The following is a 23,390-nucleotide window of genomic DNA, read 5'->3' as shown; positions in this document are numbered from 1 at the left end:
GGAGCGCAAGGACCGATGAGCAAACGCGGCGTTCGTCTTGAAGATCTGGCGCGGCTGGCGGACGTCTCGGTCGCCACCGTTTCGCGCGCGCTCAACGACAGCCCCGCGGTGAACGAGGAGACGAAGCGCCGCATCTGGCGCATCGCGCGCGAGCACAATTACTCTTTCCGCCCCCACATGCCGGCGATCCTCACCGGCTCGAACGCCACCATCGCCGTCGTCATCCCGACGCCGCAGGGGCGGCGCGGCGGCTTCAACGATCCGTTCTTTCTTGAGCTGATCGGCGGCATCACCGAGGCCGCGCGCGAGACCGACTGCGACATCATCATTTCGCACATCGCGCCGCGCGGCTATGACGACCTGTCCGAGCTGATGACCTCCTCGCGCGCAGAGGGCGTGATCTTCCTGGGACAGAGCTTTCTGCACGAACGGTTCAACCGGCTCGCGGAGAGCGAAAACCGCTTCGTCGTCTGGGGCGCGGAGCTGCCCGGCCAGCGCTACTGCTCGATCGGCAGCGACAACATCCGCGGCGGCCGGCGCGCGACGGCGCATCTGGCCCGGCTCGGCCGCAAGCGCATCGCCTTTTTCGGCGACACCGAGGCGCCCGAAGCGATGCAGCGCTATTCGGGCTATCTCGAAGCGCTCGAGGCGGCGGGGCTGGAAGCGGACCCGGCGCTCGTCATGCCGGTGCATTTCGAGGTCGAGTCGGCCGAGAACGCCGTCGAGCGGCTGATCGCGCAGGGCGCAGCGTTCGACGCGATCTTCGCCGCGAGCGACCTCATCGCGCTGGGGGCGATCCGCGGGCTGAACCGGCGCGGACTCGACGTGCCGGGCGACGTGTCGGTCGTCGGCTATGACGACATCCAGCTGGCGCGCTACATCCATCCGGCGCTGACCACTGTCTCGCAGGACATGGCCAAGGCCGGCCGGCTGCTCGTCGCGCGCCTGATGAGCTCCACCGCCGGCCAGGAAATCCGGTCGGAGCGTCTGCCTACGGAGCTTATCGTGCGGGAGTCCTGCGGGGCCTAGCCGCCGCGGCCCAGCGCGATGAAGCCCGACAGCGGGGCGAGCCGCGCGGGCGGGGCGCCGGCCGCCTTCTCTAGGCCGACCGCCGCGGCGATTTCGAATCCCGCGAGGTCGGGCAGGGCCAACGTCGTCTCGGCCTCGCCGAGATTGAGCGCGCACAGCGCCGTTTCCTCTTCGCTCCGGCGCAGGAAGGCCGCGACGGTCTGCGGCGCGTCGAGAAAGACGATATCGCCGCGGCGCAGGGCCGGCGAGTCGCGCCGCAGCACGATCAGTTTACGGATGAAATGAAGGGTCGAGCTGGAATTCGCCTCCTGCCGGTCGACGGCGAGGGGGCGGTGGCGCGGGTCGACGGGCAGCCACGGCTCGTGCGCCGAGAAGCCGCAATACGGCGGGCCCGCTTCCCACGGAATCGGCGTGCGCGCTCCGTCGCGGCCGAGCGTCTGCGGCCAGTTGGCGATGGCTTCCGGGTCCTGCAGGCGCTCGAACGGCACCTCGGCCTGCGGCAGGCCGAGCTCGTCGCCCTGGTAAAGAAAGACGTTGCCGCGCAGCGCCATGAGCAGCATCGCGTAAAGCCGCGCGGCGCGCTTAAGGTCGCCGCCGCCGGCCCACCGGCTCGCTGCGCGCGGCGCGTCGTGATTGGAGAACGCCCAGGACGGCCAGCCTTCGCCCGGCGCGCCCGGCCAGGCGGCGAGCGCGCGGCGCACGAGGCCGGGCGTCAGGCGATCCGCGTAAAGAAAATCGAATCCGTAAGCCGAATTGAGCCGCCGGTCGTCGCTGGTGAAGGCTTTCATCTCCTCAAGGGGGGAAGGCCCGCCCACCTCCGCCACCGTGAAGACGCCGGGATAACGGTCCGTCAGCGCCCTGATGCGTTCGAGAAACTTCGGAATGTCAGGATGCGACTGATTGTAGACATGTTCCTGAAGATCGAAGGGGCGCGTGATTCGCCGCCCGTCGCGCGGCGCCGGCGGGTTGTCGCGCAACATCGGATCGTGCATCGCGAAGTTGATCGCGTCGAGGCGGAAACCGTCCACGCCGCGATCGAGCCAGAAGCGCGCGACCTCCAGAAGCGCGTCCTGCACGTCGGACCGATGCAGGTTGAGGTCGGGCTGGCCGGGCAGGAAATTGTGCAGGTAATACTGTCCGCGCCGGCTGTCCCAGGTCCAGGCCGGCCCGCCGAACACGGACTGCCAGTTGTTGGGGGGCGCGCCGTCCGGCTTGGGGTCCGCCCAGACATACCAGTCCGCCTTCGGATGGTCGCGCGAGGACCGGCTCTGCTCGAACCAGGGGTGCTGGTCCGAGGTGTGGGAGTAGACCTGATCGATGATCACCTTGAGGCCGAGCCCGTGCGCTTTCTCGATCAGCCGGTCGAAATCGGCGAGCGTTCCGAAAACCGGGTCGACGTCGCAATAGTCCGCGACGTCGTAGCCGAAATCGCGCATGGGCGAAGTGAAGAAGGGCGAGATCCACACCCCGTCCACGCCGAGTCGCGCGACATGGTCGAGCTTCTCAATGACGCCGGGAAGGTCGCCGACGCCGTCGCCGTTCGAATCGCAAAAGCTGCGCGGATAAATCTGATAAATGACGGCGCCGCGCCACCATTCTTCGGCCGCTCCGCGCGCGCGCGTCTGCGCCGGCGTTCGCTCGACAAGATTCATTGGGAAGAACTCCACTCGTTTGAACGGCAGATGACATAGTCGAACGCGGGAACTTCAACGCGCAGGCTCGCCGGCGCGCCTGGCTTGCGCGCGCATCGTCCGTATACGCTTTTCCATGACGTGGAGCGGGGGTCGGTTTCGATCCACGCCGTGCGCTTCTCCGAATCGGCGTTGAAGACGACGAGATACTCCCCGCCCGCGGAGTCGAGCCGCGAGACGGCGAACAGGCCGCCGTCCCTATCGGCCTTGCGCACAAGCTGCGCCCCGCGCCGCAGCGGCGCGTGCGCATGATAAAGCCGGGTCATTTCCGCGATGGCGCGGTAGAGCGGATGGCGCCGGTCGAAATTCGATTGCGCCGTGGTCGCGTCCGTCCCGACGAGATCGTTGTCGTTGTAGGAAGCGACGCGGCTTTCGAACATGTCCTCGCGCGCGGCCTGATCGCCGCCGTCGCCGACGAAGCCCTGCTCGTCGCCGTAATAGACGACGGGAACTCCGCGCAGGAAGAACATCATCGCATTGGCCAGGCGCACGCGGGCCAGAATCTCCGCGTCCGGCGCGTCGGGCCGGGCCTGCCGCGCGAACATGGCGAAGCGGCCCATGTCGTGATTGCCGACGAAGACGGGAAGCCGGCGGGCCGTCTCGCCCCCGTCTTCGTAGAGGGCGTCGAGAAAGAACAGGCGTTCGAGCCGTTCGGCGGGCTCGCCCTCGGCGACGACCTGCGTCACGGCGCGCTGAAAGGCGAAGTCGAGAACGGCGGGAAAGCCGTCGACGCGCGTAAAGCGGGCGAGCCCGCCGGCCTCCGGGTCGTAGGCTTCTCCGAAGACGTAGAAGTTCGGCAGGCCCTGCGCTTCGGCGTGCTCGATCATCGCCGATACGAAGGCGCGCCAGAACTCCGGCTCCACATGGCGCGCGGTGTCGACGCGAAAGCCGTCGATCCTGTATTTCGAAATCCACTCCTTGTAGATCTCGATCATGCCTTCGACGACGCGGGGATGCTCGGTCATGAGGTCGTCGAGGCCGGAAAAATCGCCGTAGAACGAGCTTTCCCCGACGAAACGCGAATCGCCGCGGTTGTGATAGTAAACAGGATCGTTCAGCCAAGCCGGCTTTTTGACGTTTTCCTCGCCTGCCGGTACATAAGGCGTATACGCATAATCGGGCCGATCGAGACGCGCGAAGTTCTCTTCGGTCCGGAACGGCGGCGCGTCGCCCATGAAGCCGTCATTGATCGGCGCGCCGTCCGGCCCGCCGCGCCTTGTATAGGGGTAATCCGCCTTCGCGCGATAGGGGCAGCCGTCTTCGACTCTGTCGGGCCCGTCATAATCAGGGTCGTGACATTCGCGATAGGCGATGACGTCTGCGGTGTGGTTGGCGATGATGTCGAGATAGACCTTCATCCCGCGCGCGTGAGCCGCGTCGACGAAGGCCTTGAGATCGTCCTCCGTTCCGAAATGGGGATCGACCGTCGTGAAATCGGTGATCCAGTAGCCGTGATAGCCGGCCGATTCGTCGCCGGGCGGGCCCTGGACCGGCTTGTTTTTGTAAATGGGGCCGAGCCAGATCGCCGTCGCGCCGAGATCCTGAATGTAATCGAGGCGCGCGGTCAGGCCTTTCAGGTCGCCGCCATGGAAGAAGCCTTTATGGGCCGGGTCGAATCCGTGATCGAGCCGGCCGCCGTCGATTCCGCCCGTATCGTTCGCCGGATCGCCGTTCTCGAACCGGTCGGGCAGCACGAAATAGATCACCTCGTCCTCAGGCGGACGGAGACGGTAATCGCCCGCCGCCTCGGCGGCGGCGAGCGACGACAGGCAGGCGAGCGCCGCCGCGCCTATGCGCGGCCGCCCGCGCCCGCTTGCGCGCGCCTTTTTGCGCGCTGTCGATGTCCTCCCTATCGTCATTTTTTTCTCCCTGATCGGCCCGCGCCGCGATCATGTCGTGCGGCGAAGGCGTTCGAACCGCAATCCGGCGATGCCGGGGATCATGGTTTTGCAATTTTTTACATCAGAATTGTGGCAAATATGCCATAGCTCACCGTCTCGCTTGCGATCAAAAAACTCAAAGAAAATCAGCATATTACATCTCCAATTCTGGCCGGCTCAGGCAAGCTTTCTGCGCCCTTCCGAGCGAAATTCGAGGCGAACCGATTTAGATGTTGATTGAAATTGCATTTTATTTCAATCTTGCTGCCGCCGCGCGAGACTTCGATCGGCGCCGAAGGCGTCGGTCGGGGCGGTCCGGAGGAACCGGACGGGCGGCAAGCGGGCGAGCCGCCGGGCGGGCGCGCGGCGCTCGGGAGGAAACACCAGAGGAGGGTTGCGTGAACACACGCGAGAATCGTTTAGGCCGTGAGCGCTCCGTAAAATCCCTGATGCTGGCCGGCGGGGCCGCGATCGCGATCGGAGCCGCATTCGGAACGGCCGCGCCGGCGCAGGCGCAGGACGGGGAAGAAACCGGCAAGCCGGCTGAAGAGATCGTCGTCAAAGGCTTCCGTCGAAGCATCGAAACGTCGGCCGCCGTCAAGCGTAACAACAAATCCATCGTCGAGGCGGTGACGGCCGAGGACATCGGCAAGCTGCCGGACGTGTCCATCGCCGAGTCGCTGGCGCGCCTGCCGGGCCTGGCGACCCAGCGCGTCGACGGGCGCAGCCAGGTGCTCACCATCCGCGGCCTCGGTCCGGACTTTTCGACCGCGCTCCTCAATGGACGCGAGCAGGTTTCCACCAGCGACAACCGCGCCGTGGAGTTCGATCAGTATCCCTCCGAACTGATCGAGCAGGCGGTCGTCTACAAGACTCCCTATGCGGGGCTGATCGGGCAGGGGCTCGCCGGCACGGTGGACCTGCGCACCGTTCGCCCGCTTGAGAAAGGCGAGCGCATCATCTCGGCGCAGGGGCGCGTCGAATTCAACGAGGACGGCTCGCTGAATCCGGACTCGCCCGGAACCGGCTGGCGGGGCAGTTTGACGATCATCGATCAGTTCAATGACGATCGTCTGGGCATAGCGCTCGGCCTGGCGTATCAGTCGACTCCGACCCAGAGCGAGCGCTTCAACGCCTGGGGCTATCCGACGACCGCGGACGGCGACCTTATCATAGGCGGCGCCAAGCCCTTCGTGCAGTCGAACGATCTCGACCGGATCGGCGTCGTCGGCATCATGGAGTTCGAGCCGACCGACAGCTTCCGCACCGCGATCGACATCTATTATTCCGACTTCCAGGAAGACCAGCGGCTGCGCGGCATCGAGTTTCCGCTGTTCTGGTCGGCGGCCTCGCTCGAACCCGGCTTCACGGTCGAAGACGGCTTCGTGACGCAGGGCGTTTTCTCCAATGTGACCGGCGTCATGCGCAACGATTTCAACCGGCGCGAGGCGCAGCTTTTCGCCGCCGGCTGGAACGGCCGCTTCGACAACGGCCGGTGGGGCCTCGAAATGGACGTCAGCTATTCGCAGGCTGATCGTCAGGACGAATTGATCGAATCCTATTCCGGAACCGGCTATGCGACGACAGGGCCGACGGATACGTTGGGCTTTTCGCTGAACTCCAAGGGCTTTTTCGCCTTCTCGCCGACTCTCGATTATTCCGACCGCAGCCTTTTCGTGCTGACCGACCCGCAGGGGTGGGGCGCGGGCAACAATGTCGTGCAGGCCGGCTTCATCAACGCGCCTGAAACGGATGACGAGCTGTGGCACCTGCGCGCCAGCGTCAACCGTTACATGGACGGCTTTTTCAGCAACGCGGAGGTCGGCGTCGACTACAGCATGCGCGAGAAGACGCGGAACATCGACCAGCGTTTCCTGACTCTGCCCGGCGGCGCGCAGACGGCGGTTATTCCGGACGCCGCATTGCTCGATGAGACCGCCGGCATGGCGTTTCTCGGCATCCCGGCGCAGGTCACCTACGACCCGCTTTATCTTCTGGAGAACGGCTTCTACGACTCCGTTTTCGTGTCGCTGTCGTCGTTCTCGGTGGCGCAGGACTGGACCGCCGACGAAGACGTCCTCACGGGTTATGTCCGCTTCGACATCGACAGCACGCTTGGCGGCGTCCCCGTGACCGGCAACGCCGGCGTGCAGATCGTGTACACGGATCAGACTTCGCAAGGCTTCCGCATTCCGACAAGCGGCGTGATCTCAGGCGAGATCGGCGCGCAGGCCGAGCTTGTCGAGGACGGCGACAAATACACGCACGTGCTGCCGAGCCTCAACCTGATTTTCAATCTGACGGACGACACGCTGGTTCGCTTCTCCGGCGCGCGCACCCTGGTTCGCGCCCGCATGGACCAGCTCAACGCCAGCCTGTCGCTGAACACCGACATCACGCGGCTGACGTCGACCGATCCGAACCAGTCGTTCTTCAGCGCCTCGGGCGGCAATCCGAAGCTGAAGCCGTACATCGCCAACGCCGTCGATCTTTCGCTCGAGCATTATTTCGGCGGCGCCGGCTATTTCGCGATCGCCGGGTTCTACAAGGACCTCGAAGATTTCGTGAATTCCAACGACGCCTTCATCGCGGACTTCTCGCAGTTCGTGGCGAGCGAGCTGACGCCTGACCAGCAGGCCCAGCTCGGCACGACTCTTGGCCTCGTTTCCGGTCCGACCAATAACGGCGCCGGTCATATCAAGGGCGCGGAAGCCACGTTGTCTCTGCCGCTCGAAGAGTTGAGCGGGGCGCTCGAGGGCTTCGGCTTCATCGCATCCGGCTCGTTCAACGACAGCAAGGTGATTCTGTCCACCATTCCCGACCCGATCACGGTGCCGGGCCTGTCGAAATGGATCGCCAACACGACGGTCTATTTCGAGCGCGGGGGCTTCGAAGCCCGCCTCAGCCACCGGTACCGGTCGAGCTTCCTGGCGGAGGTGCAGGGCATCAGCGCCACGCGGATTCTGCGCGAGGCGAAGGCGGAGTCGATCATCGACGCGCAGATCGGCTATCGCTTCGAAGACGGACCGCTCGCAGGACTTAACGTCTTCGTTCAGGGCAACAACCTGACCGACGAGCCCTTCATCACCTTCGACGGCGGCGACGAACGCCGCGTCATCGACTATCAAAGCTTCGGCCGCACCTATCTTGTCGGCGCGACCTACACGTTCTGACGCTCGACTCCTCCCGAGAGCGTTCGCGAACCCCGCCGCGCCTCCCGCCGGCGGGGTTCGTCATTCCGCCGCCGCGCCGGATGTTGGCGCAAGGCGGCGCGGCCTTTAAGAACGGCTGATCGAGGCCAAGAGGGCGGCGCCTGCATGAACGACGACCCGATTCGAAGCGTTCTGATCGCCGGCGGCGGAACCGCCGGATGGATGGCGGCGGCGGTGCTCGCCCGCGCCTTCGGCGCGTCCCTCTCCATAAGGCTGGTCGAATCCGAGGAGATCGGAACCGTCGGCGTCGGCGAGGCGACGATCCCCCAGATCCGCCACATCAACAATTTTCTGGGGCTCGACGAGAACGCGTTCCTGCGCGAGACGCGCGGGACCTTCAAGCTCGGCATTCAGTTCAACAATTGGGCGCGGCTGGGCGATTCCTATATCCACGCCTTCGGCGACATCGGTCTGCCGCTCGGCCTTTCGCCCTTTCACCACTACTGGCTGCGCGCGCAGGCGGAAGGAAAACGGGCGCCTTTGTGGGACTATTCGCTGAACGCGGAAGCGGCGAAGAACAACCGGTTCTCCCGGCTAGAGCGGGTCGGCGACTCGCCGCTGGCCGGGATCAAATACGCATTTCACTTCGATGCGTCGCTTTATGCGCGTTATCTGCGTCGCTACGCCGAGGCGCGCGGCGTCGAGCGGCTTGAAGGCCGGATCGCCGACGCGGCGCGGCGCGGCGAGAACGGTTTCATCGAAGCCGTGGTTCTGGAGAACGGAAAACGTCTCGAGGCGGACTTTTTCATCGACTGCACGGGCTTTCGCGGGCTCCTCATCGAAGGCGCCCTGGAAGCCGGCTATGAGGACTGGACGCGCTGGCTGCCCTGCGACCGCGCGGTCGCGGTCGCCTGCCGGCATGGCGGCGCGATGCGGCCGTACACCCAGGCGACGGCGCAGCGCGCCGGCTGGCAGTGGCGAATCCCCCTGCAACACCGCGTCGGGAACGGCCATGTTTATTGCAGCGCGCATATCGGCGACGACGAGGCGGCCGCCGTTCTTTTGTCGAATCTCGAAGGCGAGCCGCTCGACGAGCCGCGCTTTCTGCGCTTCACGACCGGGATGCGCCGGAAAATGTGGGTGAAGAACTGCGTGGCGCTCGGCCTGGCGAGCGGCTTCATGGAGCCGCTTGAGTCGACCTCGATTCATCTCATCCAGTCCGGGCTCGGCCGCCTCGTGTCGATGTTTCCCGACCGGCGCTTCAATCCGGCGCTGATCGCCGAATACAACAGACAGTCGCGTTTCGAATTCGAACGCATTCGGGACTTCCTCATCCTGCATTATCACGCCAATCAGCGCACGGATTCCGCGTTCTGGCGGGAATGCGCGGCGATGTCCGTTCCCGACGCGCTTGCCGCGAAGATCGAGCTGTTCCGGGGCGCCGGTCGCATATACCGTGAGCATGAGGAGCTTTTCACCGAAGTCGGCTGGCTGCAGGTGATGCTGGGTCAGCATGTCCGCCCGGAGCGTTATCATCCCGCGGCGGACGGGCTCGCGCCGCAAAAGCTGGACGGCTTTTTGGGCGATATCCGTATCCTGATCGAACGGGCCGTCGAGGCGATGCCGCGTCATGAGGATTTCATCGCCCGCCATTGCGCCGCGCCCGCGCCGGCCTGATCGCGCCGGACTATTGCGCCTGCGCGGGGACGAGGCGCGCGATGAACGCCTTGTGCGTCGGCATCGCTTCGGCGGCTTCGTCTATGACGCGGCGCAGGCCGGCCATGATTCCGGCCGCATCGACTTTTGCGCGCATGTCGACGAGCGGATCGTATCGCGCCGGCGTCGCTTCCTGGCCGATAAGCACGGCGAGCCAGCTCGGATTCTGAAAGAGCTCGAAACCGGGGGAGACGGGCCGGCCGTAACTGCGGAAGTGGTCGAGCTTGTATTGCAGCGTCTCCGGAATGGACATCGACGCGCAGTAACGCCAAAGCGGCGCGTCGCGCCGCGACGTCGCATGATAGTGCAGAATGAGGAAGTCCCGAATGCGTTCATATTCGAGCGCCGTGGCGCGATCGTATTCCGCCGCTGCGATGGGGTGAAACGCCCGGTCCGGGAACAGCGCGAGCAGCCGCGTGATCCCGGACTGAATGAGGTGGATCGAGGTCGACTCAAGCGGCTCCATGAAGCCCGCCGCAAGGCCGATCGCGACGCAGTTCCTGTTCCAGAATTTTTTTCGACGGCCTGTCGTGAAGCGAAGCAGTCGCGGCTCGCCGAGCGGCTCTCCTTCGAGATTCGACGACAGGACGGCGGCCGCCTCGTCGTCGCCGATATGCGCGCTGCTGTACACATAGCCGTTGCCGACGCGGTGTTGCAGGGGGATGCGCCACTGCCAGCCGGCCTCGCGCGCCGTCGCGCGCGTGTACGGATCAAGCCGATCCGGGTCCTCATGCCGGCAAGGGACCGCGACGGCGCGGTCGCAGGGCAGCCAATGCGTCCAGTCCTCGTAGCCGGTCTTCAAGGCGTCCTCGATAAGGAGCCCGCGAAAGCCCGTGCAGTCGATGAAAAGCTCGCCCTCCGCCGTGCGGCCGTCTTCGAGAATGAGGCTCTCCACGAAGCCGTCTTCGCCGCGCAGGGCGACGCGCGCGATGCGCCCTTCGAGGCGTTCGACGCCGCGCGCCTCGGCGTAGCCGCGCAGATAGCGGGCATAGAGCGCGGCGTCGAAATGATAGGCGTAGTCGAAGGTCGACTGGATGCGCCGCCGGTCCGGGATCGGCCGCTCGAAGCGCGCGCGCTTTGCCGCGGCCCAGGCCAGGGAATATTCCTGAAGCGGCGTCTCGTCGCCCTGCGCGCGCAGCTTAAGCCAGTATTGGTGCAAAGGAACGACGTCGAAATCCGCGCCGTATTGGCCGAAGGGATGAAAGTAGCGATGGCCGAGCCGCGTCCAGTTCACGAACTCGATGCCGAGCTTGAAGGAGCCGCGCGTGGCGGCGATGAAGTCTGCTTCGTCGATTTTCAGCGACTGGTTGAAAACCTTGATCGGCGGAATGGTCGCCTCGCCGACGCCGACAATGCCGATATCTTCCGATTCGACGAGCGTGATGCGGGCCGAACCCTGCAGTGCGTTGGCGAGCGCCGCGGCCGTCATCCAGCCGGCGGCGCCGCCGCCGGCGATCACGATGCGGCGAATAAGGCGGTCATCGGGCGACATGGTTCGCCCTTTCTTCCTGTCTTCCGGCGCGGGCCCGATCATCGCCGCGCCTTGACGAAAACGCGATAGCCCCAGGGCTCAAGCGTCAGCGCTGTCTTCCCGTCGAAGACGATCTCCTCGCCCGAAAAGTAATTCATATAGGCACCGTGATGCAGGCTTTCTTCAAAGCGCGCCGTCCGCGGCTCAGGCGAAAAATTGAAGACGGCGAAGACGCCGGCTGAATCCTTGAAGCGGACGAAGCTCAGCACTTTCGACGGCGCGTCGTTGACGACGGGAATCATGCGCGCCCCGGTCGCGCCGTTAGCGAGGGCCGGGACCGCGCGTTTCAGCGCGAAGAGTTTCCTGTAAAGCGCGCCGATCGGGTGCTCGCGCCAGACGATCGGGTCCTTCTCGAAGAAGGCGAGGCGCTTTTCGTTGCCCGCTTCCTGGCCGTTATAGATCATCGGCATGCCTTCGCCGACGACCGACAGGACGATCGCCGCCTCCAGCGCGTCGCCGAACCGCTCGAACTGCGTGGCCTCCCAGGCGTTCTGGTCGTGATTGCTGATATAGACCAGGCGATAGGCGTCCTGCGGCCAAGCGCTCTCGTTGTTGGAGTAATAGCCGAACAGCGCGCCGACATCGGCCTCGCCCTTGGCGACGGCGTGAACGGCGTTGTTCCAGCTCCAGGCGTAAGTCGCGTCGAATGCGCGCGCATGCGCGTCGCGCCCTTCCCATTCGGCGAGCATGAACACGGGTTTGACGGTTTCGAGTTCGCGCCGGACGACCTCCCAGAAGTCGAGCGGCACATAGCCCGCCACGTCGCAGCGAAAACCGTCTACGCCGACCTCTTCGACCCAGTATTTCATGGCTTGCGCCATATATTCGCGCAACGCCGTCTTCGAATAATCGAGGTCTATGATGTCGGACCAGTCCCACCAGGGCGTCGGCATGAAATCGCCCTTCCAGTCGCGTTCGTACCAGTCCGGATGCTCCGTCACGAGAACATTGTCCCACGCCGTATGATTAGCGACCCAATCGAGGATCACATACATGCCCAGATCATGCGCGGCGTCGATGAACGCCTTCAGATCCTCAAGCGTTCCGAACTCGGGATTGACGCCGTAATAGTCTTTCACCGCATACGGACTGCCGAGGGAGCCTTTTCGATTGACTTCGCCGATCGGGTGGACGGGCATTAGCCAGATGATGTCGACGCCGAGATCCTTGAGGCGCGGCAGCGCTTTTTGCGCGGCGGCGAAAGTTCCCTCTTCGGAGAACTGCCGCGTGTTGAGCTGATAGATGACGGCGTCGCGCGTCCATGTCGGATGGACGACCTCCACGTAAGGCTTGGGCGCGTAAGAGCGCGACTCTTCAGCGGGCGGCGCCGACTGGCAGGCGCCGACGAGCGAAAACAGCAGCGCGAGGCCTTGCGCCATGCGGCGACGCCGGATCATGACCGCTCCCTTTCCCCTCGCGCGCCCGGGTTCGGCGCGCGTTCGGGAGCATAAGCGATCTGCAGAAAATTTGCAAAATATTGCAAGCCCGTCCGGTGTCGCGATCGAGAGCTGCGAAAGGGGTCTTCTTGCTAGCTGATTTCACATAAAAACACGTAAGCGGCACCTGGCGACCATCCTGATCCCGCGGCCCGACGCGCGACGGCGGCGGCAAACTTCGCGCTCATAGTTGCAAAATATTGCAATCCCGGTAGGCTGGCGGGAACGCGGACGAAGAAGGCTGCGGCCGAATGATCGAGGGAGGATGCGCGATGCGGACAGGGCGGATTTGGGCGGCGACGGCGGCGGGGCTTGCGGCGGCGTTCGCCGGCTTCGGCGCGGCGTCGGCGGAGGAGGCCCGGCTGTCCTCCCCCGACGGCGAAATCGTGGTGACGGTGACGGACGAGGGCGGCCTCGCCCGCTACGCCGTCGAATTTCGCGGCGAGACATTGATCGCGCCGTCCCGCCTCGGCCTTTTGTTCAAGGATCAGCACGGCTTCGACGACGGCCTCGCCATCGCCTCTGTCAAGCGGGCCGCGAAGGACGAGATTTGGGAGCAGCCCTGGGGCGAGCGCCGTTTCGTCCGCGACCGGCATAACGAGCTGCTGGTGGAGTTCGTCTCGCGGGAGGGACCGGCGCGGCGGTTCTTCGCCCGCTTTCGCGCCTTCGACGATGGGATCGGCTTTCGTTACGAGGTTCCCAGGCAGAAGCGTCTCGGCAAGGTCGAGATCGTCGAGGAGCTGACCGAGTTCGCCGCGCCCGCCGGCTCGACCGCCTGGTGGATACCGGCGCGCCAGTGGAACCGCTACGAGTATCTCTACGAGACGACGCCGGTCGAGGAGGTCTACGCCGCGCACACGCCGATCACCCTGCGCGCGCCGTCGGGCGCCCATCTGAGCATCCACGAAGCCGCGCTCGTCGATTATTCGGGCATGGCGCTGAAGCAGGCCCGACCCGCGACCTTCAGGGCCGACCTCGCGCCCTGGAGCGACGGCGTGCTGGTGAAGACCGAAACGCCGTTCGCGTCGCCCTGGCGCACGATCCAGATCGCGCCGGACGCAGTCGGCCTTCTCAATTCCGATCTCATCCTTAACCTCAACGAGCCCAACAGGCTCGGCGACGTCTCCTGGGTCGAGCCCGGAAAATATGTCGGGATCTGGTGGGCGATGCATATCCGCGAGCGAACCTGGGGCCGCGACGGCGTGCACGGCGCGACGACGGAGGAAGCGAAGCGCTATATCGACTTCGCCGCGAAATACGGCTTCAAGGGCGTGCTGGTCGAAGGGTGGAACGTCGGCTGGGACGGCGACTGGTACAATAACGGCGACGTCTTCAGCTTCACCGAAGCCTATCCCGATTTCGACATCGAGGAAGTGGCGGCCTATGCGCGCGAGAAGGGCGTACGCCTCATCGGCCATCACGAGACGTCCGGGAACGTCGCGAATTACGAAAATCAGCTCGCCGACGCCTTCGATCTCTATGAGCGGCTCGGCGTGCGCCAGGTCAAGACGGGCTATGTCGCCGACGCCGGGCGCATCAAGCGCGTCGATGAAAAAGGGATCGCGCGCTACGAATATCACGACGGCCAGTTCATGGCGAACCATCATCTGCGCGTGCTCGAAGAGGCCGCTAAGCGCAAGATCAGCATCAACGCCCATGAGCCGATCAAGGATACGGGGCTGCGGCGCACCTATCCAAACTGGATCGCGCGGGAAGGGGCGCGCGGGCAGGAATTCAACGCCTGGGGCCTGCCGCCGAACCCGCCGGAGCATACGGCCATTCTTCCTTACACGCGGATGTTGTCAGGCCCCATGGACTTCACGCCGGGGATCTTCGATCTCGAGCCCAACCGGCGCCCGCCCGTGCGCGAGGACATGCCGCGCCACGATCCGGCGAGCCGGGTGCAGACGACGCTGGCCAAGCAGCTCGCGCTCTATGTCGTCCTCTATAGCCCGATCCAGATGGCCGCCGATCTGCCGGAGAATTACGAAAAGCGCCCCGACGCCTTTCAGTTCATCCTCGACGCGCCGACCGACTGGGAGGAAAGCCGCGCGCTCGCCGGCGAAGCGGGCGATTATGTCGTCTTCGCGCGCAAGGAGCGGGGCGGGGAGGACTGGTTCGTGGGCGCGCTGACGGATGAAGAGGCCCGCGACCTGACCGTTCCGCTCGACTTTCTCGACGAGGGGCGCGCCTATGTCGCGGAGATCTATCGCGACGGGCCGGACGCGCACTGGGAGACGAACCCTTACGCGTTGGTCGTCGAAGAACGCCGCGTGACGCGCGCCGACGCGCTCGCCCTGCCGCTCGCGCCCGGCGGCGGCGCGGCCGCGCGCCTGCGCCCGGCGCCTTAGGGCGAACCCGGTTACCCCGCGGCCGCGATCAGCCAGCCCACATAGGCGGCGTAGCCGGCGAGCAGCGCGCCGCCTTCCCAGCGCTCGATCCGGTTGCGGGTCAGGGTGAAGAAGATCATCGCGGCGGTCGCGGCGAGCATCACCCACATGTCGGCGCGGAGAATCTGGGCCGGAACCGCAACCGGCGCGATCAGCGCCGTGACGCCGAGAATGCCCAGAAGGTTGTAGATGTTCGAGCCGACGACATTGCCCAGCGCCAGCGCGCTGCGCCCGCGCAGGGCGGCCATGACCGATGTGGCGAGCTCGGGCAGCGAGGTGCCGATCGCGACGACGGTCAGCCCGATGATCGTATCGGACACGCCGAGCGCGGCGGCGACGGCGATGGCGCCGGAAACGAGCAGCTTCGCGCCGACCATCAGCAGGCCCAGGCCTGCGCCGGCCATGACGATGTCGAGGATGAGCGAGCGGGGGCCAGCCGGCAGCGCCGCGGCTTCTTCCTTGTGGCGCTGCGTCTCGGGCGAGTCGGGCGCGGCGCGTTCTGTGAGATAGGCGAGCGCGATATAGGCTGCGATGGCGAGAAGAAAGCCGGCGCCGGCGAGGCGCCCGTAGCTTCCCGTAAGGGCGACGAGCGCGGCGAGAACCGTCGCGAAGGCGAGCGTCGGCGCGTCGCGGCGAAACGCGCGCGCCTCGGAAGGGATCGGCGCGATCAGCGCCGACAGGGCGAGGATCAAAAGGATGTTCGCAATATTCGAGCCGACGACGTTGCCGACGGCGACGCCCGCTGAGCCGAGCAGCGAAGCCTGAACGCTCGAAACCAGCTCTGGCGTCGAAGTGCCGAAGCCGACGAGGGTGAGGCCGATCAGAAGCTCCGAAAGGCCGAACCGGCGCGCGAGCGCGGTCGCCCCGCGGATCAGAAGCTCCGCCCCCAGCGTCAGAATGACGAGCCCCGCAAGGATCGAGAACCAGTCCGCCATGGAAAACTCCCGGGATCAGCGGGCCGTCATGTCGCAAGCCCGGCGCGCCGGCGCCAGAGGCGACGGCGAATATTTTGCGTCGGCCGATTCGCCGAAAAGCGCGCCTGCGGCGTTAACCGCTTGTTCGCCTTATCGGCCGATGCTTTACGGGCGTCGCGGTGAGGGCTTCATGACCCATCCATTGGAGGACTATCTCGCCGCCGCGGGGGAGAGCCCGTCCGCCTTCGCCGCCCGCCTGGGCGTCGAGGCGGGCGCGATCGTCCGGATTCTCGGCGGCGGCGCGCCGTCTTCGCCCGTTCTCGCCCGGCGGATCGTCGAGGCCTGCGCGGGCGCGGTGACGTTCGACGATCTGTACGCGGCCGGCGCCGGGGTGAGCGACCTCGCGGCGCGCCGGCGCGACGGCGAGCCGTCTCCCGACATCGAGCTTCTTGCGGCGGTGATCGGCCTCGTTCTGCCGGAAGCGCCGATCGAGGCCGTCGAGACCGCCGCGGAAGCGGCGGCCAACGCCTATGAGGCGCTGGGCCGGCTCACGAACCGTCGGGGTCCGGATCGTCTCGTTCAAGTTCTGCGGCCAGTGCTCGAAGAAATTCCGAAAGATTTTCCGGACCATCCGATTCCGCCCGCCCGTCTGGCGGAGGCGCCGCGCCGGGCTGCGCAGCTTTACTTTCAGGCGCGCGAGCGGCGCCCGCGTTGAGCGGCGCGCCGCCTGCGGCCGCGGCGCGAAACCGACGCCGCGCCAGCCGCCACATCGTGCGGGCGACGCGCGCCGCATAAAGATCGTCTTCTCTCGTCACGCGAGGCCTTTCGTCCGACGCGTCGCGGGGGCTGACCCGCGCCTGATCACACGCTAAAGTTGTCCCTGTTGCGTAACTCAACCGTTAACCAGGGACACGATCACCATGACAGACATTCGTAAAGAACAACTGGCCTTGCTGCGGTTCGAAAAGCAGCTTCTGGCGCTCGCCGCCGTCGTCGCGACCGGCGCCGAGGCGGCGAAGGCGGCGAATGAAAAGCTCGGCTCCACGGCCGGCGCGGAGGCTTTTGCGAGTCTCCAGAACGCCGTTATGACTCTCGCGACAGCCGCCAGCCAGGCGCATGAGGCGCTCTCGGTCCGGGCGGCGGAGGCAGGCGCGCGCGTGCTGCAGGCGTCCGGCGGCGTGCCCAAGAAGGATCCGGCGCAGGCGGTCGCATCGATACTGGGGCTTGGATAACCATCGCCTTTTACGCCGCCCTGTGCGGCGCGACCCTGGCGCTCGCCGCCAGAGCGCGGTCGCGGGCGATCCTCGCGGCCGCGCACTATCTGACGGCGGGATGGCTGGCTTCGCTTGTGGTCTGGCGATGGGTCGCGCCGGACCTGCGGCCGTTCGCCTATGCGGGAATCGACGCGGCGCTGGCGGCCGGCTTTGCACGCCTGTCGCGGGGGCGCTGGTTTCCGGTTCCGCTCTTTCTGCTGCATGTCGCGTTGATCGCGTATCATCTGTATGCGGCGCTGATCGGCGCGGCGACGTTCTGGGCGAGCGCGTTTCTCAACCGCGCATTCGAGCTGGCGCTCGCCTATGTGGCGGGCTGCGCGGCCTATCGGATCGCGCATATGGCGCGCAAGGACAAGGGCGCGCCGGAAAGGGCGCGCCCTCCCTGAAACGGTCCGTAGAGGGACTATTCGAACAGCTTCGCCCAGCGGCGCGGCTCGCGGTTCCGCCACGCGCCGCGATGATAGACGTCGGAGACGATGAGCGGCGCCACGCTCGTCGCTTCGGCGAAGACCATCTGTTCGAGCGCCGTGTCCACCTTTCCCCAGGAGCAGGCCTCCTTCAGCGTAGAGGATGAACAGGCCCCGTCGCGCACGTCGGCGACGGTGATCTGCACGGCGTATTTGTGCATCTCGACGTCCTCATGGCCGAGGATCTCCGCGCACACGACGGTGTCCTGCGCGAAGTTCTTCGGCACGCCGCCGCCGATCATGAAAAGCCCCGTCGTTCCGGCCTTGATCTTGATCTCCGTCAGCTCGCGGAAATCCGCCACCGAGTCGATGGAGAGGTAAGGCTCGCCCGCCTTGATGCGCTCGGCCTGGTGCTTGACGAGGCCGAAGCCCGCCGAGGAGTCGGAGAAAGCCGGGCAGAAGATCGGCGCGCCGGCCTTCCAGGCCTCCTCGATCAGCGAGCCTTCTTTCTTCGCATTGCCGTCGGCGAGCCACTTGCCCATGGCGGCGATGAAGGCGCGCGAGGACATCGGACCGGGGGGAAGGGAATCGGCGATGTCCTTGATCGTGTGATCGCAGGCCTGAAGGTCTTCCTCGTCGATATAGGTGTCGTAGATGCGGTCGATATAAAGATCGCGCAGCGTCTTGTCATCGGGGATTTCCTTCGCCTGATAGTGCTTGAAGCCGAGGGCTTCGAAGAAGTCCATGTCGACGATCGAGGCGCCTGTCGCCACGATCGCGTCGACCATGTTGTTCCTGACCATGTCGCGCCAGACATGCATGCACCCGCCCGCCGAGGTCGATCCGGCCAGGGTGAGAATGACGGAGCAGTCCCTGTCTTCGAGCGCCGCGTTGAGAATGCGCGCCGCGCGCGCCGCGTCGCGGCTCGTGAAGCTCATCTTCTCCCAGGCGTCGATGATCGGGCGCGCGTCGAACGACGCGATGTCGATATGCTCGACGGGAGCGGAGAGCAGTTCGGCTTTGCGGTTGTCGGTCATGCGATCGGTTCCTCTCGTCAACGTTGCGGAAACCGGATCCGGGCCGCGTCGCGTCACGACGCGCGGAGGGCCGTATGGGGTTCGCCTTAAAGAAATTATCGCGGCTTCGCCAGCGGGCGGGCGCGGGTCATGCCTTCCCGCCGCTGCGTCTCGCCATGGCGACGACGTTGCCCTGCGTCTGACGGCGTCCGGAGAGTCCGTACATCGAGGTGAGCGGCGCGTCGGCGACGATCGCCTCCTCATACTCGCCGAAGCCGTTGAAGCGCGTGGCCAGCGTCGCGCCATAGGCGCCGGTCAGGCCGAACTCGATATAGTCGCCTTCATGCACGTCGGCGGGCAGGAAGAACGGCCCCGGCATGGCGTCGATGGAATCGCAGGTCGGCCCGTAGAGCCGGAACGCCTTGAGCGGCCGGCGCGGCCCGCCCTTCGCGCGCAGCAGGCGGGCGGGAAAGACGAGCCCGTCATGGGCGGCGTCGAACAGCGCGCCGTAGCCGCCGTCGTTGAGATAGAGCGCGTCGTCCTTGCGCGCCTCGACGCGCACGATATGGCTGCCGGCTTCCGCGCAGAGCGCGCGGCCGGGCTCGCACCACAGATCGGCGTTCTCGAGAACCGGCATGGTCTCGAACGCGTCGCGGATCTCGGCGATGTATTGGTCGAGGGGCGGCGGCGTGAGGCCGGGATAGGCGGCCGGAAAGCCGCCGCCCACGTCGACGATATCCACCGTGACGCCGGCGTGGCGAATAAGCTCGCCCGTCGCCTGCATGGCGACGCGCCAGGCTTCAGGCCGCATGCATTGCGAGCCGACATGGAAGCTCACGCCGAGTTCGGCGGCGTGGGCGCGCGCTTCGCGCAGAAGCGTCACGGCTTCCGCGCCGGCCGCGCCGAACTTGCCGGACAGCTTGTGCTGGGCGTAGTCGCCGGACACCGCGATCCGGATCACCAGATGCAGATCCTTCGCGCCGCCCGTCTCGGCGACGATCTTGGCGAGCTCGTCCATGCTGTCGAGGGCGAAGACGCGCACGCCGTAATCGAAATAGGCTCGCCGGATCGCCGAGCGCGCTTTCACGGGGTGCATGAAGGCGAGTCTGGCGTCGGGGAATCGTCCGGCGATCAGCGCCACTTCCGGCATGGAGGCGACGTCGAACCAGCGCACGCCGGCGGCGTGCACCGCGTCGAGAATCGCCGGGTGCGGATTCGCCTTGACCGCGTAGAGGACGTCCCCGGGAAAATGGCGCAGAAACCAGCGCGCCGCCGCTTCGGCGGCGTGGGGGCGCAAGCAATGAACGGGGAGGTCCGGACGCGACTCTAGGACCAGCGCAAGCGCGGATTTTGACCTTTCCATCTCATGGAACCTCGCAACAGCAGCTTCACCACAACGCCAATCTTGCGGCCAGGTTCCATGGGATTGGCGAACCCGCGACATAGAAATTGTCGCCGCGCTTGTAAAGGGATTTTCGCGCTTGCCCGCCCGCGCCTTCGCCGCCGCACTTGGCAGCAGCCTCGCGAGAAGGCTGCTAACTTATTGAATTTGAATGATAAAACAGCTTTCGAGACTTGCCTTCCGATTCAGCTTCGCACAATCTTTCCGCGCTAGAATCAAAAGGTGGATTGGACTGTACGAGAGGTCGTTAAGCGTATGCAGTCGGATCGCGCTTTCCGCCGCCAGCTCGAAGGCTATCGTCTGGCGACGGCCGAAATTCTCTATCACATGCCGGACCATCCGGGCCTGCTGCAGAGCTTCGTCTGGCAGGACTACGACATCGCGCCGAAATATCCGGCGCTGTCGCGGTTCCTGGCCTTCTGGATGCGCGAGCTCGAAGGGCCCATCCATTCGGTCCGGGTCGCCGGCCGCAAGGTGATCTCCGCGGCGGAGATAGAGGCGGGGACCCTGTTCAGCCTCAACTGAATTCGGCGAGGGCGTCGGGCGCCGTCTAGGGAAGGCTCCCATTCCGTAGCCGAACGATTCGCCCGGCGGGCGCGCGCCGTCGGCGCGCGCAGTTGACCGCCGGCTTTCTTTGCGTGCACTGTCCGCGGCCTTTTAGCCGTCGGAGAGCCCGCCTTGTTTTTCGGTCTGGACGCATTCGCGCCTTACGCCGCCGCGATCGTCCTTGTCCTGCTGTTCGTTTCTTTCGCGATGGAGCTGCGCGCGCCCGAAGTGAGCGCGCTCGCGGCGGCGAGCGTCATGTTGGCGCTCGGACTGATTTCGAGCGACGATCTCGTCGCGGCGCTCGCCAATCCTGCGCCGGTGACGATCGGGGCGATGTTCGTTCTGTCGGCGGCGCTGGTCAGGACCGGCGTCATCGATGTCCTGGCGCGCGCCGCGATCGACCGCGCGCAGCGGCGCCCGCGCCTCATCACGTTCGGCTTTCTTCTCGTCGTCGCCGCGCTGTCGTCGGTGATGAACAACACGCCGCTCGTGATGCTGATGATTCCCATCGCCGTCGGGCTCGCCGAACGCCTGAAGGAATCGGGCTCGCGGCTGCTGATTCCGCTTTCCTATGCGGCGATACTGGGCGGAACCTGCACGTTGATCGGCACGTCCACGAATCTTCTCGTGGACGGCGTGGCGCGCGAGCATGGTCTTGCGCCCTTTCACATCTTCGAGATCGCCCCGCTGGGGCTCGCGACGGCGGCGGTCGGCGTCGTGTTTCTCACGTTGTTCCGCAGACTTCTGCCGGAGAGGACGACGACCGCCGCCCTGCTCGGGGGCGGGGAGACGCCGCGTTTTCTGGTGGAGATCGTCGTGGAGGACGACAGTCCTTTCATCGGCATGAAGCCGCTCGAGGTGAAAGCCTTCAACGAGGCCGAGCGCCGGGTCGTCGACGTGGTGCGCGGCGATCTTTCGCTGCGCCGGGAGATGGCCGACGTCGTCCTTCAGCCCGGCGACATCGTGGTGCTGCGCTCGCCGGTCGCGGAAATCCTGACCATGAAGGAAGAAGGCGCCGTCAAGGCGCCGCAGGCGGGCGGCGTGCAGCCCATCAGCTCGCGCAAGACCATCGTCGTCGAAATTCTGCTGGCGCCGGGCGCGCGTTTCATCGGCCGCACCTTGCGGCATTTGCGCCTGCGGCGACGCTACGGCGTGTATCCCATCGCGCTGCACCGGCGCAGCGCCAATCTCGCCGAACGGTTCGAGACGACGCCGCTCGAAGTCGGCGACACGCTGCTGATCGAAGGCGCGCCGGAAGACCTCAAACGCCTCGTCGACGACAACGATCTCGTCAACGTCGTCGAGCCGGCCGAACGGGCCGTGCGTCGCCGCCACGCCCCGATCGCGATCGCCACCATGCTGGCGGTGGTCGCCGGCGCGGCGGTCGGCATCATGCCGATCGCGGGCCTCGCGGTGGTGGGCGCCGCCGTCGTGCTCGCGACGCGCTGCGTCGAGCCCGACGAGGCCTTCGCCGCTGTCGACTGGCGCATTCTGACGCTCATTCTGGCGATGCTGGCGGTGGGCGAGGGAGTCGAGAACGCCGGCCTCGTGGAGATGATCGTCGCGGCCGCCGCGCCCGCGCTTGGGGCGACCGCGCCCATCGCGGCGCTGGCGCTCGTTTATCTGCTGTCGATGGCCCTGACCGAGCTCGTGACCAACAATGCCGTGGCGGTGATCATGACGCCGATCGCCATCGGTCTGGCCGAGAGCCTCGGGGTCGATGCGCGCCCCTTCGTCGTGGCGGTGATGTTCGCCGCGAGCGCGAGCTTTCTGACGCCGGTCGGCTATCAGACCAACACGCTCGTCTATAACGTCGGCGGCTACAGGTTTCTCGACTATGTGCGGCTGGGCGGACCGTTGAGCGTCCTCACGGCGCTCATCGCGCTCGCGTTGATCCCGATAATCTGGCCGCTCCAGACCTGATCGTGACGCGCCCGGCGTTCCGGGCTAGGGTCCGCCCCCCCAAGCGACGGAGCGAGTTTATGACGGCGAGAATGATTCTGATGGCGGGCGCGGCGGCTTTCGCGCTCGCGGCCTGCGGCGGCGAGGACGAGACGCCGGCGCCCGAGGACGAATCAGGCGCGGCGGCGACGGCCGAAGACGTCGCCGCGGCCAATCTCGCCGCGTCGCAGAAGTTTCTCGAAGAGAACGCCAGGCGCGAGGGCGTGAAAACCACCGAAAGCGGCCTTCAATACGAAGTTCTCGCCGAAGGGCCGGAAGACGGCTACAGCCCGGCGGCGAGCGACATCGTGGAGGTCCATTATGTCGGCACGCTGACGGACGGGGTGGAGTTCGACTCCTCCCGCGCGCGCGGCGCGGCGGCGCGCTTTCCGCTCGATCGGGTCATTCCCGGCTGGACCGAGGGCGTGCAGCTCATGAGCGAGGGCGACCGCTATCGCTTCTACATCCCGCCGCATCTGGCCTATGGCGAAACGGGCACGCCCGGCGGGCCGATCGGCCCCAATGAAGCGCTGATCTTCGACGTGGAGCTTCTGAAGGCGACGAACCCGCAACGCAACGCCGAAGCGGCGCGGAAGTTCCTCGAGGAGAACGCCAGACGCCCCGGCGTGAAAACGACTGAGAGCGGACTGCAATATGAGGTGCTGGCGGAGGGGCCGGCAGGCGGCGCCTCGCCGACGGACGCCGACATCGTGCGCGTGCATTATGAGGGCAGGCTGATCGACGGCACGCTGTTCGACAGCTCTCACGAGCGCGGCGAGCCGGCGGAGTTCCCGCTGGCGCAGGTCATCCCCGGCTGGACCGAGGGCGTGCAGCTCATGAGCGAGGGCGACAAGTTCAAGCTCTATCTGCCGCCCGAACTCGCCTATGGCGAGACCGGCACGCCGAACGGGCCCATCGGGCCGAACGAGGCGCTCGTTTTCGAGGTGGAGCTTCTTGAGGTGAAGTAGGCGAGTCGCTTACAGGGCACGCCCATCCGTACACGGCCTAAATGGCGAAAAAACCCGGACCCGAAGGTCCGGGGCCGGTCGCCGCCATGACGGAGGG

The 23,390-nt window shown here is 66.0% G+C and carries 17 protein-coding genes; 10 read left to right on the top strand and 7 right to left on the bottom strand.

All coding sequences use genetic code 11. From position 1 onward, the window contains the following. The first annotated feature begins 15 nt into the window (after positions 1–15). Positions 16–1,029: a LacI family DNA-binding transcriptional regulator gene (locus tag CHB64_RS10845; RefSeq protein ID WP_089412640.1), complete on the top strand. Its 1,014-nt coding sequence runs from the start codon at positions 16–18 to the stop codon at positions 1,027–1,029. Here the strand turns inward: CHB64_RS10845 and CHB64_RS10840 are convergent. Together CHB64_RS10840 and CHB64_RS10835 are read right to left on the bottom strand one after the other, a co-directional pair. Next, a complete protein-coding gene (locus tag CHB64_RS10840) occupies positions 1,026–2,681 on the bottom strand; it encodes an alpha-glucosidase family protein (RefSeq protein WP_089412639.1) in 1,656 nt (551 codons plus the stop codon). The genes CHB64_RS10845 and CHB64_RS10840 overlap by 4 nt on opposite strands. Next, complete coding sequence (locus CHB64_RS10835; protein WP_089412638.1) at positions 2,678–4,579, bottom strand: alpha-amylase family glycosyl hydrolase; 1,902 nt, start codon at positions 4,577–4,579, stop codon at positions 2,678–2,680. Before CHB64_RS10835 ends, CHB64_RS10840 begins: the two co-directional genes overlap by 4 nt. A gap of 419 nt (positions 4,580–4,998) precedes the next feature. Between CHB64_RS10835 and CHB64_RS10830 the strand changes: the two genes are divergently transcribed. Both CHB64_RS10830 and CHB64_RS10825 read left to right on the top strand, forming a co-directional pair. Then, complete coding sequence (locus CHB64_RS10830) at positions 4,999–7,773, top strand: TonB-dependent receptor (protein ID WP_200815328.1); 2,775 nt, start codon at positions 4,999–5,001, stop codon at positions 7,771–7,773. A 144-nt stretch (positions 7,774–7,917) separates the two neighbouring features. After that, on the top strand, positions 7,918–9,429 hold the full coding sequence (locus CHB64_RS10825; RefSeq protein ID WP_089412636.1) for a tryptophan halogenase family protein: 1,512 nt from the start codon (positions 7,918–7,920) through the stop codon (positions 9,427–9,429). A 10-nt stretch (positions 9,430–9,439) separates the two neighbouring features. Here the strand turns inward: CHB64_RS10825 and CHB64_RS10820 are convergent, their stop codons facing one another. Both CHB64_RS10820 and CHB64_RS10815 read right to left on the bottom strand, forming a co-directional pair. Continuing rightward, entirely contained in the window at positions 9,440–10,960 is a 1,521-nt protein-coding gene (locus CHB64_RS10820) for a tryptophan halogenase family protein (protein ID WP_089412666.1), read from the bottom strand. Positions 10,961–10,998: 38 nt separating this feature from the next. Next, complete coding sequence (locus tag CHB64_RS10815) at positions 10,999–12,396, bottom strand: alpha-amylase family glycosyl hydrolase (RefSeq protein ID WP_200815327.1); 1,398 nt, start codon at positions 12,394–12,396, stop codon at positions 10,999–11,001. Between the two features lie 311 nt (positions 12,397–12,707). On the opposite strand from CHB64_RS10815, the gene CHB64_RS10810 reads away from it, so the two are divergent. Next, positions 12,708–14,786 carry a glycoside hydrolase family 97 protein gene (locus CHB64_RS10810; RefSeq protein ID WP_089412664.1) on the top strand — a complete coding sequence of 693 codons (2,079 nt, stop codon included), beginning with the start codon at positions 12,708–12,710 and terminating at the stop codon, positions 14,784–14,786. Between the two features lie 11 nt (positions 14,787–14,797). On the opposite strand, the gene CHB64_RS10805 is transcribed toward CHB64_RS10810, so the two are convergent. Continuing rightward, positions 14,798–15,760: a calcium/sodium antiporter gene (locus tag CHB64_RS10805; RefSeq protein ID WP_089412635.1), complete on the bottom strand. Its 963-nt coding sequence runs from the start codon at positions 15,758–15,760 to the stop codon at positions 14,798–14,800. A 169-nt stretch (positions 15,761–15,929) separates the two neighbouring features. Here CHB64_RS10805 and CHB64_RS10800 point away from each other — a divergent pair, with 169 nt between their 5' ends. The 3 genes from CHB64_RS10800 (at position 15,930) to CHB64_RS10790 (ending at position 17,399) form a co-directional block, all read left to right on the top strand. Then, on the top strand, positions 15,930–16,454 hold the full coding sequence (locus CHB64_RS10800; protein ID WP_143266005.1) for a hypothetical protein: 525 nt from the start codon (positions 15,930–15,932) through the stop codon (positions 16,452–16,454). A gap of 205 nt (positions 16,455–16,659) precedes the next feature. After that, on the top strand, positions 16,660–16,971 hold the full coding sequence (locus CHB64_RS10795; protein WP_143266004.1) for a hypothetical protein: 312 nt from the start codon (positions 16,660–16,662) through the stop codon (positions 16,969–16,971). A 116-nt stretch (positions 16,972–17,087) separates the two neighbouring features. Further along, positions 17,088–17,399 carry a hypothetical protein gene (locus tag CHB64_RS10790; RefSeq protein ID WP_089412632.1) on the top strand — a complete coding sequence of 104 codons (312 nt, stop codon included), beginning with the start codon at positions 17,088–17,090 and terminating at the stop codon, positions 17,397–17,399. 17 nt (positions 17,400–17,416) lie between these two features. On the opposite strand, the gene CHB64_RS10785 is transcribed toward CHB64_RS10790, so the two are convergent. Together CHB64_RS10785 and CHB64_RS10780 are read right to left on the bottom strand one after the other, a co-directional pair. After that, positions 17,417–18,457 (bottom strand): 1,9-bis(guanidino)-5-aza-nonane synthase, encoded by a 1,041-nt coding sequence (locus CHB64_RS10785; RefSeq protein WP_089412631.1) that lies wholly within the window; start codon positions 18,455–18,457, stop codon positions 17,417–17,419. 127 nt (positions 18,458–18,584) lie between these two features. Further along, on the bottom strand, positions 18,585–19,799 hold the full coding sequence (locus CHB64_RS10780; RefSeq protein WP_089412630.1) for a type III PLP-dependent enzyme: 1,215 nt from the start codon (positions 19,797–19,799) through the stop codon (positions 18,585–18,587). A 294-nt stretch (positions 19,800–20,093) separates the two neighbouring features. On the opposite strand from CHB64_RS10780, the gene CHB64_RS10775 reads away from it, so the two are divergent. The 3 genes from CHB64_RS10775 (at position 20,094) to CHB64_RS15790 (ending at position 23,293) form a co-directional block, all read left to right on the top strand. After that, positions 20,094–20,363: an usg protein gene (locus CHB64_RS10775; RefSeq protein ID WP_089412629.1), complete on the top strand. Its 270-nt coding sequence runs from the start codon at positions 20,094–20,096 to the stop codon at positions 20,361–20,363. A 153-nt stretch (positions 20,364–20,516) separates the two neighbouring features. Beyond that, on the top strand, positions 20,517–22,307 hold the full coding sequence (locus tag CHB64_RS10770) for an SLC13 family permease (protein ID WP_200815326.1): 1,791 nt from the start codon (positions 20,517–20,519) through the stop codon (positions 22,305–22,307). Positions 22,308–22,366: 59 nt separating this feature from the next. After that, positions 22,367–23,293, top strand: a complete 927-nt coding sequence (locus tag CHB64_RS15790; RefSeq protein ID WP_089412628.1) for an FKBP-type peptidyl-prolyl cis-trans isomerase — start codon at positions 22,367–22,369, stop codon at positions 23,291–23,293. Positions 23,294–23,390: the final 97 nt, after the last annotated feature.

Source organism: Amphiplicatus metriothermophilus (assembly GCF_900199215.1).
GTDB classification, from domain to species: Bacteria; Pseudomonadota; Alphaproteobacteria; order Caulobacterales; family Parvularculaceae; genus Amphiplicatus; species Amphiplicatus metriothermophilus.
This window is presented reverse-complemented; position numbering and strand designations above follow the sequence as displayed.